14 protein-coding genes are annotated in these 15,462 nt (G+C 42.8%); 11 read left to right on the top strand and 3 right to left on the bottom strand.

All coding sequences use genetic code 11. From position 1 onward, the window contains the following. The first annotated feature begins 76 nt into the window (after positions 1–76). Positions 77–2,977, top strand: a complete 2,901-nt coding sequence (locus tag Q0R52_RS04420; protein ID WP_295792529.1) for a DEAD/DEAH box helicase — start codon at positions 77–79, stop codon at positions 2,975–2,977. A 133-nt stretch (positions 2,978–3,110) separates the two neighbouring features. Next, the gene (locus Q0R52_RS04425) at positions 3,111–3,467 is read left to right on the top strand and encodes a hypothetical protein (protein WP_295792531.1); all 357 of its coding nucleotides are present in this window, start codon (positions 3,111–3,113) and stop codon (positions 3,465–3,467) included. 50 nt (positions 3,468–3,517) lie between these two features. On the opposite strand, the gene Q0R52_RS04430 is transcribed toward Q0R52_RS04425, so the two are convergent. Further along, complete coding sequence (locus Q0R52_RS04430) at positions 3,518–4,234, bottom strand: hypothetical protein (RefSeq protein ID WP_295792533.1); 717 nt, start codon at positions 4,232–4,234, stop codon at positions 3,518–3,520. Further along, positions 4,197–5,066, bottom strand: coding sequence for a hypothetical protein (locus Q0R52_RS04435; RefSeq protein WP_295792535.1), 870 nt, complete (start codon positions 5,064–5,066; stop codon positions 4,197–4,199). Before Q0R52_RS04435 ends, Q0R52_RS04430 begins: the two co-directional genes overlap by 38 nt. Before the next feature lie 145 nt (positions 5,067–5,211). Here Q0R52_RS04435 and Q0R52_RS04440 point away from each other — a divergent pair, with 145 nt between their 5' ends. The 9 genes from Q0R52_RS04440 to Q0R52_RS04480 all read left to right on the top strand — a co-directional run bounded on the left by Q0R52_RS04440 (position 5,212) and on the right by Q0R52_RS04480 (position 14,986). Then, positions 5,212–6,063: a dienelactone hydrolase family protein gene (locus tag Q0R52_RS04440; RefSeq protein ID WP_295792538.1), complete on the top strand. Its 852-nt coding sequence runs from the start codon at positions 5,212–5,214 to the stop codon at positions 6,061–6,063. Positions 6,064–6,240: 177 nt separating this feature from the next. Next, positions 6,241–7,215: a hypothetical protein gene (locus Q0R52_RS04445; protein ID WP_295792540.1), complete on the top strand. Its 975-nt coding sequence runs from the start codon at positions 6,241–6,243 to the stop codon at positions 7,213–7,215. After that, a complete protein-coding gene (locus tag Q0R52_RS04450; protein ID WP_295792542.1) occupies positions 7,199–8,329 on the top strand; it encodes a glycosyltransferase in 1,131 nt (376 codons plus the stop codon). The genes Q0R52_RS04445 and Q0R52_RS04450 overlap by 17 nt, the downstream gene beginning before the upstream one ends. Before the next feature lie 188 nt (positions 8,330–8,517). Beyond that, positions 8,518–9,618 (top strand): ABC transporter permease, encoded by a 1,101-nt coding sequence (locus Q0R52_RS04455; RefSeq protein WP_295792543.1) that lies wholly within the window; start codon positions 8,518–8,520, stop codon positions 9,616–9,618. Between the two features lie 40 nt (positions 9,619–9,658). Next, positions 9,659–10,894, top strand: coding sequence for a PP2C family protein-serine/threonine phosphatase (locus tag Q0R52_RS04460; RefSeq protein WP_295792545.1), 1,236 nt, complete (start codon positions 9,659–9,661; stop codon positions 10,892–10,894). A gap of 83 nt (positions 10,895–10,977) precedes the next feature. Further along, a complete protein-coding gene (locus Q0R52_RS04465; protein WP_295792547.1) occupies positions 10,978–11,574 on the top strand; it encodes a ribonuclease HII in 597 nt (198 codons plus the stop codon). A 200-nt stretch (positions 11,575–11,774) separates the two neighbouring features. Beyond that, positions 11,775–13,022, top strand: coding sequence for a glycosyltransferase family 4 protein (locus Q0R52_RS04470; RefSeq protein WP_295792548.1), 1,248 nt, complete (start codon positions 11,775–11,777; stop codon positions 13,020–13,022). 94 nt (positions 13,023–13,116) lie between these two features. Then, entirely contained in the window at positions 13,117–14,193 is a 1,077-nt protein-coding gene (gcvT, locus tag Q0R52_RS04475) for a glycine cleavage system aminomethyltransferase GcvT (RefSeq protein ID WP_295792549.1), read from the top strand. A 67-nt stretch (positions 14,194–14,260) separates the two neighbouring features. Next, positions 14,261–14,986, top strand: a complete 726-nt coding sequence (locus Q0R52_RS04480; RefSeq protein ID WP_295792551.1) for a 2-phosphosulfolactate phosphatase — start codon at positions 14,261–14,263, stop codon at positions 14,984–14,986. Between the two features lie 137 nt (positions 14,987–15,123). On the opposite strand, the gene Q0R52_RS04485 is transcribed toward Q0R52_RS04480, so the two are convergent. Then, a complete protein-coding gene (locus Q0R52_RS04485) occupies positions 15,124–15,450 on the bottom strand; it encodes a nucleotide pyrophosphohydrolase (RefSeq protein WP_295792552.1) in 327 nt (108 codons plus the stop codon). Between the last annotated feature and the right edge of the window lie 12 nt (positions 15,451–15,462).

Raw genomic sequence — 15,462 nt, forward strand, 5'->3', positions numbered from 1 at the left:
CCACTTCAAACAAATTCTGTTTACGTTTGAATTTTTTGTTGATGTAGCTTCTATTAATTTTTTATTAAATAGAACTATGTTACGTGTTGATAGTACCAAGCCTTGCCAGATAATTTATGCCATAGCAAAGCATGAGTATTTATCGTATGTAATTGAACCACACATAGTTCAACTAAATCCAAACGGCGAATTTTCCCTTACCCACCAGCGTTTATTCAGCAATACAGCCAAAGAATTTGCACACTGTATCGATGATATCGATATAAAGCTGATTAAGATACTGGAGGAGATGGAACAGGGTAACCTGATAAAAAAGTTCTATAAAAAGCCGATCCGCCCCTTTGAGTTTTTTACCAAGATATTTAACGAACAGCTTTTTGATACCCTTCGCTCTAAAATAGAAAAGCGCATGGCCGAAGCCCTGGCATTACTAAAGGACAAGCCATTGTACCAAATGAGCAAAGAGGGTTACCCCGCCGAGCGCAAAGTACAGATAGCCACTGAAGTTGCTACAGTGTTGTTTCATTTCAGGCGCGGCGACGACGAGATACGGTATTTCCCTACCATTAAATACCAGGGTTTGCGTATCGAGTTTATGTTTAAAAACGCCGAGGTTATTTGTAACCACCCTGCATGGATGCTGTTGGACGATACCCTTTACCATTTTGAAAAGGAAATTGAAGGTAAAAAGCTGGTGCCGTTTTTAAACAAGCGGTACATTGCTATCCCAAAATCGTCGGAGCAGTCATACTTCGAAAAATTTGTGGCGCCGCTGATCGAGAAACATCATGTGTATGCCGAGGGCTTTACCATCAACACCGAAAAATATGATGCCCGGCCGGTTTTAAAGCCCATTTACATGGAGGGTGGCACATCGCAGCTGCAGCTTTATTTTAAGTATGCCGGGTATGTTTTCCCTTACGGGGATGAGCGGCTTATCTCGGTGCGCATGGAGCGCAATGGTGATGATTATACCTTCCACCGTATTAAACGGTCGGTTACCTGGGAGAAAAATAAATTCAACCATTTGGAATCGTTGGGTCTAAAAACAGCTTCTTCGCTGTTTAAAAACCTGGAAGTTGATAATAACGATGAAGATGCCGACCATTCCTTTTCCGTTTTTGAATGGATAAACCAGCACTATGATGAATTAATTAAAGAAGGATTTGAAATTGAGCAGCCGGACTCCGGCAGCCAAAAGCGCTATGTTTTCGGCACCAGCAAAATCGACCTTACTGTTAAAGAGAATAACGACTGGTTTGATATCGAGGCCATGGTCTATTTCGGTTCGTATGCCATTCCGTTTATCCAGCTAAAAAATCATATCCTTAACCGCAAGAAGGAGTTTCTATTGCCATCTGGCGAAATTGCTATTATCCCAGAAAAATGGTTTTCGCAGTATGGCAACCTGTTGCATTTTAGCGATGGCAGCACCGATATTAAGTTGCGCCGCCATCACATCGGCCTGGTTAATGAATTGGCCGAAGGCGAAATGGCCAGCGTTACCATGACGCGCAAGTTGCAAAAGCTTCTTGATTTTGAAGAGCTGGAAGATATCTGCCTGCCACAAAATTTCGAGGGCAACCTGCGCCCATACCAAAAAGCCGGTTACAACTGGTTCCATTTTTTAAAGAGCTACCACTTTGGCGGTTGCCTGGCAGATGACATGGGTTTGGGTAAAACCATACAAACGCTGGCCCTGCTACAAAAGCATAAAGAAGATACGGAAGCGGCAGGCGGCAAAGCAACATCGCTGGTAATAATGCCGACTTCGCTGATATACAATTGGCTGGCCGAGGCTAAAAAGTTTACGCCACAATTAAGGCTGATGGTACATACCGGCACGTTCCGCTATAAATCGCCGGAGGTGTTTGCCAATTACGATGTGGTGATCACTACTTACGGTATCAGCCGTATCGATATCGAGCTGATGAAGGCCTACTTTTTCGACTATGTGATACTTGATGAAAGCCAGAACATCAAAAACCCCTCGTCAAAATCGTTCCAGGCGGTAAAGCAGCTAAAATCGCGGTTTAAATTGATATTGAGCGGCACGCCGGTCGAAAATTCGGTCAACGATCTATGGACGCAGATGTCGTTCATCAATCCCGGTTTGCTTGGCGCACAGCAGTTTTTCCAAAACGAGTTTGTAACACCCATTGAAAAGAAGAAGGACGAAGACAAAGCCCGCAAACTACAGGCACTAATAAAGCCATTTGTCTTACGCCGAACCAAGGAACAGGTAGCCACCGAGCTTCCGCCGAAAATTGAGAACTTGTTTTATTGCCAGATGAGCGAAGAACAGGCTGAAGTTTATGAAAAGGTAAAATCGGAATACCGCAACGAGTTGCTGAAAAGCCTGGAGGATGGCACCTTTGCCAAAACCCAGATACAGGTTCTACAGGGCCTGATAAAGCTGCGCCAGATTGCCAATCACCCCATAATGATTGACCAGGAATATGAAGGCGACTCGGGCAAGTTTGAAAACGTGGTGCATACCCTGGCAACGGTGCTTGAGGGCAATCATAAAGTACTCATCTTCTCGCAATTTGTAAAACAATTAAATATTTACCGCGAGTATTTTGATACCGAAAAAATACCTTACGCCTATCTTGACGGCAGCACCCAAAACCGCGGTGACGTAGTAAAACAGTTCCAGGAAGATGAAAAAACGCGGGTATTTTTAATATCGATAAAGGCTGGCGGCGTAGGCCTCAACCTAACCGAAGCCGACTATGTTTTCATCCTCGACCCATGGTGGAACCCTGCAGTTGAGCAACAAGCCATCGACCGTACACACCGTATTGGTCAAACCAAAAACGTATTCATTTATAAATTCATCACCAAAGATACCGTTGAGGAAAAAATACTGGCGCTGCAACAGCGGAAGTTAAGCCTTAGCCGCGCATTGATAACTACCGAGGACAGTTTTATTAAGTCTCTATCGTTTGATGATATTAAGGAGATATTGAAATAGGACGAAAGCCGGGAAAGAGAGTAAAGAGGGAAGAAAAACAACCCAGTATCCGTGATTTATAAACCGTTGCCAAGCGGTCGCCTGGAAGACACTGGCGACAAGAGATAAAGACTATGATTTTGTATATTGCGTAATGAATTTTTTTGCCGGTTCATTAGTGGTGCTTATGTTTATTTTAATAATAGCACTGAACATTGGCATCCTTTATTTATTGATAAAAAGAGCCATAAGAAAGTATGTTAAACCAACTCTAAATCAAAAAGGGCTAGTTTACGTCAACTATAGAGCTATAAACCTTTTTGGATCCGGAGATTTCAAAGGGGAAGATAAACGGACTTTTACTCCAATTGTTTCAACTGGCGGTTCGCCTTCGATCGATATATTTTTCTATGTTTTTTATAAATCCGGCGATTTAACAAAAAGAGTTACTGTTAAGGTTGAGACAACATTACTATTTATCAGAAAGGTTAAATATAGTCGCGAATTATAGCCGCTACGCTGCCGTACAGCGGTCTGCGGAGACACCTGCGGCGGGATAAGTCAATTATCGCCCGTAAACAAAGGCAATAATTTATAAACAAATGCAACGGCTAAACCAACAAACGACAAATAAAAAATGATTTTGCCTTGCCGCTTGTTGCTTTCTGAATATGCATAAATCATCTCGCCGTTTGGCAGTGTCTTCTTGTAGGTCCAAAGGTGCCAACCGATAAAGAAACCTAAAATACCACCTACTACTGCAAAAACATATCCCACCACAATCCAGCCCGCCTGCGATGGTTCATTTACCTTTAATTCCTCAATCCGCTTCTCCTCTATTACCTCAATTTCATCGTCACTTATTGCATTTCCCCTTTCAGCAAGCAACTTACGGGCAAGTTGCACGTCAAAAGCGTTCCATTCATCGGCTTTTGTGATCACGTCCATCAACTCCTGATTAGTAAAACTTAGCAGGTAATAGTCACTTTCTACCTCGCGGATGTTTTCTTCTGCGTTTTCCTTTACCAACTCGTTTACTTGCTCAAAATCACCGGGCATTACTTTCACGGTATACTCTTTTGTATGTGCGTATGAAAACGATGGATCAAAGGAAGGCGCTTCTTCTTCTAAAAAATACTTTACGTCATTAGCATCCAACAGCTCAGCAAGTTCATTGGCCAAGACAACGTCATTAAATTTTTTGTAAGTTATAAATTCGGGTTCTATAAATTTCAATACGTTATTGTTTATCCGGGTGGCGTGATTTTTTGTCGGCATTAATTTTATTCCAGGCTTCCATTGTCAAAATAACGAGTTCATTTTTATCACAATCCCAGATGGAAATGTCGTTTTTCGAAATAACATAGTGCTGTTTCCAGGTAGTCAGTTTTTCGTAAAGCATCAAAGTACATATATCGGTAGCGCTCATAAAATCACCCGATTCTTTAAGATGCGTGTGATAAGCCGTAGTAATGGCGCTTCCGGTATCGGCTTTGGCCTGTGTATAAATAATATTTTTATGCAGGCTTTTTATCCTGGTTATTTCGTTAACATTATTAAAGTTTATTAAATAATCGTTGCCAAAAATAACAATGCCATTTGCTTTTGGGCTTGTCAAAATATACGCTTTCTTAACGTCTTTTTGAATTAATGGCACCACGTTCAAGCCGGTATTTTTATAGTGCTTAAAGGAAGTGTCGCTAATCGCGCGTTTAAATGCCACTGTTCTTATATTATAATAATCCCGCTCAATATTTGTTAAATTTCTTTCGGCCGTGTCAAGTTTATAATTATCCTGGTTAAAATCCTTACCGAAGGAAATTGTTGCTATAACTTTCGGGCTATCACCATTTGAAAAAAATATATTTACAAGTTGGTCACTTGTTTCATAGGAAAAGTACCCTCCGGATAGCGCCTTTTTAGCCGGGCATTTCTCCAAAAAAACATCCGTCCCATACCACGATGCCCATTCAGAACGGTACAAAGCTTTGCCCTCTGTTTGTATACTGTCGGTTGCCCTGTCGATGGCCTCGCGCACCGCATCGTGCTGTGCAAATAGTTTTGCTGCACATATTAAATGCAGTATAATTAAGGTAAGTTTTTTCTTCATATTGATAAGATGCAGGCAACCGCATGATTCCACAATTTAGGCAGAAAAAAATTACCGTAGCATGTATATTTCAAAACAAATTTAACCTGATATTGGTTGCTTTAACATTCATTTCGATAAACAATAAAATCACTATAAATAAAACATGAAAAAGCTTTTACTTTTAACCACCCTCCTTTTTTGCGGAGCATTAACTTTCGCCCAATCCAAAAAAGCGGTTGTTTGCCACGGGCCATTACCTGCCACTCAACAATTCGCCATGCTGGCTGCCAGTAACAAATTTGTGATGGCACACAAAAAGCCGTTGCCTTTACATTTTCAAAGCAACATTGGTAAAGCCATTACCTACAAAACATCAGATGGCAAAACCGCCAATGCATTTGAATTTAAGGCGAAAAATCCAACCAATAACTACCTGCTGGTGGTACATGAATGGTGGGGCCTTAACGACTGGGTGAAGAAGGAATCAGAAAAAATTTACACCGACCTGGGCAATGTTAACGTAATAGACATGGACCTTTACGATGGCAAAGTAGCTACTACCCCTCAGGATGCCGGCAAATACATGCAAGGTGTAACTGAAGATCGCGCAAAAGCCATCATTAATGGTGCCATTGCTTACGTTGGGGCAAAGGCGCATATTACTACCATCGGCTGGTGCTTCGGCGGGGGCTGGAGCTTACAAACCACGTTGCTTGCCGGCAAACAAGCAGCCGGTTGCGTAATGTATTATGGTATGCCCGAACAGAATCTTGCAGCACTTAAAGCATTAAATTGCGACGTACTGGGGAACTTTGCCAACAAGGATCAATGGATAAACACCAAAGTAGTGGCCAAATTTGAGACCGATATGAAAACCGCAGGCAAAAAACTCTACCTCAACCAATACGATGCCGACCACGGTTTTGCCAACCCCAGCAGCCCGGCCTATAACAGCCCGGCAACAACCGCAGCCTATGGAAAAAGTATTGCGTTTTTAAAAGCGAGGATGAAATAGCGGAATTTCGGATTTCGGATGTTCGATTTCGGATTTAGAAAACAGGGGATTGATGGTTGGATTTAGATAGAATTTCCCATTCTGAAATTGACGCTCCGAATTCCGAAATATGACAATTCTGAAATCGAACATCCGAAATCCGAAATCATTCCCTAACATTGCACAAAATTTCTGCCTTTGACTGCCCGCGCTAAAAAATTACTGTCCTACCTTCTGAAGTTTGGCATACTTGTATTTGCCGCGTGGTACATATATCAGCGCATTTTAAAAAATCACGACAACATAGTCAATTTTGAGCGGCTGGTTGCACATGTAACTTACAACAAGGTGCTTTTTACCTTGATTGCCGTGGTATTGCTGATGGTAGTTAACTGGGTACTGGAGTCGTTAAAGTGGTGGCATCTAACGCGTAGGCTGTCGCCTATGTCGGTGTGGAAGGCTATCGAGGCAGTATTTTGCGGGCTAACCTGGGCGGTATTTACCCCGAACCGTATTGGCGAATACGGCGGTCGTGTAATGTTTTTGCCAAACCGTAAACGCATTCACGGTGTATTTGCAATGGCGGTTGGTTCGTTCGGACAAAATGTAATCACTAACGTTTTGGGTGCGGCAGCATCGGTTTGGTTCCTCTACACTTTTATTCAGCCAAAAGACTGGATCATGGTAGGGGCAACAGTGGTTGCTGCGGTGGTTATGGCCACAATGCTTACGTTTTATTTCAATATCCAATGGATGGTATCGTTGCTTAACCGGGTAAAATTCCTTCATAAATACCATCGTTTTTTTGATATAATGGGCACTTACAAAACTACGCAGTTGCTAAACATTATGTGGTTTTGCCTGGCCCGATTTATTACTTTTACTTTTCAGTATTATCTTATCATCCACCTGCTTATCCCGCAGATCCCGCTTTATCAAATGTCGTTGCTGATGTTTGTTTTTTTCTTTGTCCAGTCGGCCATCCCATCGTTAGACTTAATTGATATTGGTGTGCGCGGGGTTATTTCGGTAAGGATATTTAGCTATGTTACAAACCAGCATATTGCCATATTAGTTGCCTTTTCCCTTATCTATATTACCAACATGATTATTCCTGCTGTTTTAGGATCTATATTTGTTTTTAAATTAAAGTTTTTTGATCGTAATTCTTAGTACCATATCCTTCCTGCTCACCGGTTTGTTCCTGTGCGTTGTGATCTTCCTGGTAATCGGGTGGAACCTAATTAAACGCCCCCGTATTAAACTTGCAGGGTTTACCACCAGGGTAACTGTGATGATAGCCGCGCGTAACGAGGAGGAAAGTATTCACCTTACCATCCAGGATATTTTAGCGCAGGACTATCCCAAACATCTTACAGAAATTATAATAGTTGACGACCACTCAACCGATCGTACATCAGCAATTATAAGCAGTTATGCAACCGATGGTGTGCAGCTTTTACAGCTAAATGAAGACAAACCCTTAAATTCCTACAAAAAAAAGGCGATTGCCGAAGCCATCAAACTGTCAAACGGTGAATTGATGGTGGCCACAGACGCTGATTGCCGGATGGGTAGCAAATGGCTGTCCTCGATAGTTGGGTATTACGAAGAGGAGCAACCGCTGATGATATCATCGCCCGTTAGCTATTTCGAGGAAAAATCATTGTTCGAGCGGATGCAGGCATTGGAGTTTTACTCGCTTATAGCAACCGGTGGAGCATTTATAGGCAATGGCCATGCTTCAACCTGTAATGGTGCCAACCTGGCTTATCGTAAAGATGTTTTTTACGAAGTTGGTGGCTTTAAAGGCATTGATGATCTGGCATCAGGCGACGACGAACTACTACTGCAAAAAGTGGCCGCGCGCTACCCCGGCAAAATCGGCTTTTTAAAACATTATGATGCGATAGTATTTACCCATGCAAAGCACAACCTGAAAAGCTTTATGGAACAAAGGCGCCGCTGGGCGTCAAAGTCGGTTAAGTATAAAGACAAAAAGGTAGTGGCGCTGGTGGTTGGTCTTTGGTTATTCAATGTGTCGGTATTGGCAAACCTGGCTTTAGGGCTTTATGATATCTATTATTTAAAAGTATCCGGCTTGCAGTTTCTCGCCGTGTTTTTAGCCGAAATTGCCCTGCTTTGGCCGGTAACTAAATTTTTCAGGCGCCGCCGTTTAATGGTAGTCCTTCCAATTTCCATACCGTTGTATATTGTCTATTTTGTTTACATCGGCCTGCTGGGTAACAAAGGGAAGTATGTGTGGAAGGGAAGGCTGGTGAAATAAGTGAATGGTTGATTAAGTTGATTAGGTTGAATAGTCCCAATGCATCCGGAATTATGGCTTCTTTAAATCAGTCATTTTTGATTCAGACAACAATCAGCCAAATATCATAATCAACTTAATCAACCACTCACCTAATCAACTTAATCAACTACTCACTATCTTTAGCAATAACAACATCCGTATACAAATTGACTGATCTTAGCCCTTCGCAACGCACCTGGAAAGTGTTTAAACGCAATAAAATTGCCGTTGGCGGGCTCGTATTAATTATTTTTATGCTGATTGTTGCCATATTGGGTTACCTCATAATGCCCGACCAAACGCCGTTGGCCAATAACATGACCATTCAGCTCAGCATAAAAAAGCCAGGCTCGCAATTCACCATACTTCGCCTGCGTAAAACTGAGCCCGTTGATACGGTAAATATTTTCAGCAAAATGCTGTTTGGTCAGCCTTCTTTTTATAAAGAAATTCCAATAACCGGTTATCATGTTAAGGGCGATTCAATTTATGTTAGCGAATACATAGGCACCGAAGATAAGCCTGAAAAAAAAGCGTACAAAACTCCCCCGCCAGCTGGCGGGGGCTGGGGGGCTATTCATCGCACCTACTGGCTCGGTACAGATATTTATGGCCGCGATTTATTAAGCAGGCTAATTTTAGGGACCAGGGTGTCTTTATCCGTTGGCTTGATGTCAGTTATCATCAGCATGCTTTTGGGGGTAACCATTGGCGCCGTTGCCGGCTACTTTGGCGGATGGATTGATGGCGCGTTAAGCTGGCTAATGAATATTTTATGGGCGCTTCCTGCCTTGCTGCTGGTTATTGCCATATCGTTTGCTTTGGGCAAAGGCTTGTGGCAAATATTTATTGCCGTTGGCCTGTCAATGTGGGTTGAGGTCGCGCGGCTTGTCCGCGGGCAGGTTTTAAGCCTTAAACAGGTTGAGTATATTGAGGCGGCGCGTTCGTTAGGTTTTAATAACGCACGGATTATCAGCAAACATATTTTACCAAATATAATAGGCCCAATATTAGTACTGGCATCATCAAACTTCGCATCGGCAATATTGCTCGAAGCCGGGCTAAGCTTCCTCGGGTTTGGTGCACAGCCGCCCATGCCTACCTGGGGCAGTATGATAAAAGAACATTATGGTTATATTGTAATGGACTCGGCCTACCTGGCCATTATACCCGGCCTTGCTATTATGCTGCTGGTTTATGCATTTAACCTGGTAACGGTTGGTTTGAGAGATGCTTTCGATATAAAATCACAAAGTACCCGGTTTTAAAAAAAATATCTTTATTTTAGGCTGCCTTTCTAATTAACTAATGCAGAATATTGACGATATCTCGGCCGAGGACGAATTAATACGATTATTGCTTAAAAGGCAAACCGAATTAAATGCCTTACTTGAAGTAACACAGGCTATTAATAAAGATACGGCTACCTCAACACTGCTGCAAATGTTGCAGGTGATATTAAAGAGTTACCTGCAGGTTGGCAAGCTGAGGTTTTTGATTGAAAAGGACGGCAGTTATATCCTGATGTCTAAATACGGTGGTGATATAGAACCCGTTAGCGAATTGCATAGTTCATGCCTCAAGCTAAAGAAGTTTAAATGGCCAACTCCGCTGGCTAACCACGAGGATCAATTGCTTGGCAAATACGATTATTTTATCCCTATCTACCATAAAAAAAAGGCGTTAGCTTTTGCATTAATAGGCGATTTCAACCCGTCGAGCGAGTTGTTGAATAACGACCTTAATTTTATCCAAACAGTTATAAACGTTATTGTTGTTGCGCTGGAGAATAAAAAACTTTTTCGCGAAAGACTGCAATCCGAGCGTTTTCAACGCGAAATGGAACTTGCTGTTGAGGTGCAAAACATGCTTATCCCGCTAAAAGCTTACAAAGATGATAGTGTTGAGGTAAGTGCACGTTATATTCCTCACCAAAATATCGGCGGCGATTATTTTGATTTTATCCGCCTGAACGACCATGAGTTTTTATGGTGCATCGCCGACGTATCGGGCAAGGGAATATCTGCAGCGTTACTGATGGCCAACTTCCAGGCAAGCTTACATGCATGGGCCGCTGTAGAAGAAGACCTGACGAACATTGTTGACAAGCTGAATAAGATTGTAATCAACAACACCAAAGGCGAGCGTTTTATCACCCTGTTTATTGCCAAATACAACGAAAAAACGCGCAAGCTTAGCTACATAAATGCGGGCCATAATGCCACCGTTATGCACCTGGACGGTGAAAATATTCTGTTAAAATTGGGCACAACCATGATAGGCGTTTTTGACGATCTCCCCTTTATAAACCAGGGCGAAGTTGACATTGAGCCCGGAACCATGATTGTAAACTATACCGACGGGCTGATGGACCATGAGCACCCTAATAAACACTGGACGGAAGAAAGTTTGCAGTCGTTCATAAAAACTAACGGGAACCTGCCGCCCAACGATTTTAATCAGTTGCTGATGAACCACATTAACCTGGTTATAAAAGGTAAACCGATTGATGATGTGACGTTGTTAACGTTAAGGATATTTTAAGTACAGTAAAACTTACTCCACACGATGGAGACTTTTCAACAGTTACAACAACTACAACCCTTACAACGTTTCCAACAATAACTATGCTTCTTTCAAGATATCAACTCGAATTTTTAGAAGCTGGCTGTGATGAGGCCGGACGCGGATGCCTGGCTGGGCCGGTATTCGCTGCCGCTGTAATTTTGCCGGATGATTTTGAGCACGATTTACTAAATGATTCCAAGCAGCTAACCGAAGAAATACGATATCAGCTACGAATTGAAATTGAGCAAAAAGCCATTGCACACGCCGTTGGTGTTGTTGATAATATTGAAATTGATGCCATCAACATTTTGAACGCTTCGTTTTTGGCCATGCACAGGGCCATTGAGAAACTACACTTGAACCCCCAGTTTTTAATTATTGATGGTAACCGCTTTAATAAATACAAAAACCTGCCGCATCAATGCATAGTTGAGGGTGATGCCAAATACTTCAGCATCGCGGCAGCATCAATATTAGCCAAAACCTACCGCGACGACTATATGAAGCAAATTGCTGCAGAGCACCCCGAGTACGACTGGCACAAAAACAAAGGCTACCCAACCATAAAGCACCGGGAAACGGTTATGAAAATTGGGTACACCCCCTATCACAGGCGAACCTTTAGGGTAACAGACCCGCAGTTGGAACTCTTTTGAGACCATGATTGAAGGATTAAAAGATTTACCGGATTTGAATTTTATAAATGAACGCATCCAATTAAATCCCGATAATCCGCTTAATCCCGGTCCAGTTTTACATTTTTTGTAATATTTCCGCCAAAAAAGCACTTAAGGGTTAATTTTACCGATTCCGGTTGCTCATTTTTTATATTTTTGTTAAAAACAGCGTTCAGGCATTGAGGATACTTATTTTAACCCATCGTGTTCCGTTTCCGCAAAATGGCGGTTACCCCATAGTAGTCTGCAATACTGTGCGCGGTTTGGTGAGCCTTGGCCACGAAGTTTCGCTGGTGGCCCTTAATGCCCGAAAAAACCACCATGAAAACTCAGAGGATGATAATGCCCTTCTCTCCAAAATAAATTACCGCGCTTACGATATCGATATCAACGTATCAGTGTTTGACGTGGCCACCAACCTGTTCAGCAAAACATCGTTTAATATTGATAAATATTACGACCCCGAGTTTGAAAAGTTGCTCATCCGCGAATTGCGGAACCGGGATTATGACATTATCCAGTTTGAGGGTTTGCTGGTTTCGCTTTACCTGGCATCTGTACGCAAACATTCAAAGGCAAAGCTTATTTACCGTTCGCACAACATCGAAAACCAGATATGGCACCGCCTTTCGGAACAAAAAAGCGACCCTTTTAAAAAGTCGTACCTTAAGATGCATGCCAAGCGTATAAAAAACTACGAGTTGCAGCAGCTTAACAACTTTAACGGAATAGCTGTATTTACCGAGCAGGACAAAAGCACCCTGCTTGAATATGGCACCAAAGTGCCAATTGAAGTATTGCCCGTTGGTATTAACCTGGATAACTACAGGCCCGATTTTAACAAGACGGAATTTCCCAGCCTTTTCTTCCTCGGCTCGCTGGACTGGTTGCCAAACCGCGAAGGTATTGAGTGGTTCCTGGACAATTTTGCCAAAGACTTGACCGATGGCGACCTGCGCGTGCGTTTTTACGTGGCCGGCAATGATATCCCCGAACGTTTTGATGATTACGAGGTAATGGGTAAAATATTTATACAGGGCGAGGTAGATGATGCACTGGAGTTTGTAAACAGCAAATCGATTATGATTGTGCCGCTGCTGTCGAGCGGGGGTATGCGCGTAAAAATTGTAGAAGGAATGGCGATGCAAAAATGTATAATATCTACATCGCTGGGTGCAGAAGGAATCAACTACGAAAACGGCGTAAACATACTGATAGCTAATGATTACGAAGAGTTTTACGATGCGATAAAAATCTGCATTGCCGACGAAGACTATTGCAAAAATATAGGTTTAAATGCGCGCAGGCTGATGGAAGAGCAGCACGACGCAAACGAGGTAACCAAAAAACTGGTGCACTTTTACGAATCGATCAGCATGGTTAGGGATCATGCAAGTGCTGCAGCATACGCAACAAAACCGGTGTAAGCATTTTGCAGTAGATGTTGCCTCACAATAAAAAATCTTATAAATCCTTTAAATCCGTAAATCGTGTTATTTTTGCCCCCATATTAATTTATTCATGAAGAACACCGCTTTAACCGAAGTCCATATAAAAGAAGGCGCCAAAATGGTGCCGTTTGCTGGTTATAACATGCCCGTACAATATGTTGGCATTAATGCAGAACACGAAACCGTACGCAACGGCGTTGGCGTGTTCGACGTAAGCCACATGGGCGAATTTATCATCAAAGGCGACCACGCTTTAGAACTTATACAGCAGGTTACCAGTAATGATGCCAGCAAGTTATATGACGGTAAAGTGCAATACAGCTGCCTGCCCAATTTGGACGGCGGCATAGTTGACGATTTATTGGTTTACCGTATTGACGAAAAAACCTATATGCTGGTAGTTAATGCGTCGAACATTGATAAAGATTGGGATTGGATATCAAAATTCAACACGATGGGCGCCGATATGAAAAACATATCCGACCGCACTTCACTTTTAGCTATACAAGGTCCAAAAGCTGCGGCCGCTCTGCAAAGCTTAACCGATATCGACCTGGCCTCGATGGAATACTATACCTTTAAAAAAGGAACTTTTGCTGGTATCGATAACGTAGTTGTTTCTGCAACAGGCTACACCGGCGCCGGCGGTTTTGAAATATATTTTGAAAATGCCAATGCTGAGCACATCTGGAACGCCATTTTTGAAGCCGGTAAATCATTCGGTATAAAACCAATCGGCCTGGGAGCACGTGATACCTTACGCCTGGAAATGGGCTTTTGCCTTTATGGTAACGATATTGACGACACTACTTCGCCGCTTGAAGCCGGCCTGGGTTGGGTAACCAAATTCAGCAAAGAATTTAACAACTCGGCTGCCCTGCAGCAGCAAAAAACCGAAGGACTGAAACGTAGACTGGTTGGTTTTGAAATGATCGACCGCGGTATTCCCCGCCACGATTATCCTATTGTTGATGCCGATGGCAACAACATTGGCCGCGTAACATCGGGCACACAGTCTCCATCACTGCAAAAAGCCATAGGCATGGGTTATGTTGATGTAGCATTCGCCAAAGAAGGCACTGAAATATTCATCAGCATTCGCGATAACAAGATTAAAGCAAAGATTGTAAAACCGCCGTTTGCGTAAATAGTCATTGGGCATCGGTCATTCGTCATTGTTGGCTTTGACCGATAACAATTTTTCAGTTCACCTAATGACTAATGACACAATGACTAATGACTTAAATGTCTGCCTCACCCCTGTTCTTATCCCACTTTACGATGTGGAAAAACATGTGGTGGTTATCATCGATATTTTCAGGGCCACATCATCAATTTGCTACGGCATTGAAAACGGGGCGGAGGCTATAATTCCCGTATCTGAAATTGAAGAATGTGAGGGCTATCGCCCGCATGGCCACCTGCTGGCCGCCGAACGTAACGGCGAGGTGGTTACCGGGTTTGATTTCGGCAATTCGCCATTCTCCTACACTGCCGAAAAAGTTGCAGGCAAAACCATTGTGTTAACCACTACCAATGGTACGCAGGCGCTGCATTTATCACGTGCTGCAAGGCGGGTTGTTATCGGCTCGTTTTTAAATCTTACTGCTATTTGCAACTGGCTTAAAACCCAGAATGAAAATATCCTATTGGTATGTGCCGGCTGGAAAAATAACTTCAACCTGGAAGATACCCTTTTTGCCGGCGCAGTAGTTGAACAGCTAAAACATTCCGGCTTTAAACTCGATGATGCCGCCATCGCCGCAAACGACCTTTACCAAACAGGTAAAGATGACATCAGCCAATACCTCAAAAAAACGTCGCACAGCGAACGCCTCAAAGCCCTGGGCATTGAAAAAGACATAGAATTTTGTTTGCAGGTTGATTTAACAACTGCAATACCAGTGCTGGACGGGGAGCGGTTAATTAAATTACAATAATAAATTTTGTCATTGCGAGCGAGGAACGAGCGCGGCAATCGCACGCATTCACAACCGTCAATGCAAGTCTACCCAATTCTATCCGCCCTATATAGTATGCGATTGCTTCGTTCCTCGCAATGACAAAAGATTAAAATTTACCTTAATTTTTCATTATTCCGGTGCCTTTCGGTGTCGCGAATGGTCTTCTTTTGAAGGTTCTTTTCCAGTGCGTCGGTAAGGTTAATCCCTGTTTGGTTAGCCAGGCAAATCAGCACAAAAAGCACATCGGCCATTTCATCAGCCAGGTTCACTTCCGTATCCGATTTTTTGAACGATTGCTCGCCGTACTGCCTTGCCATAATACGGGCAACTTCACCAACTTCTTCCATCAGGATGGCGGTATTGGTAAGTTCGTTAAAATAGCGGATACCGGTTGTTTTTATCCAGTTATCAACCAGTTGCTGTGCTTCTTCAATAGTCATATAAGCACTAAT

Origin of the sequence: Mucilaginibacter sp. (assembly GCF_025359345.1) — a bacterium.
Classification (GTDB): Bacteria; Bacteroidota; Bacteroidia; order Sphingobacteriales; family Sphingobacteriaceae; genus Mucilaginibacter.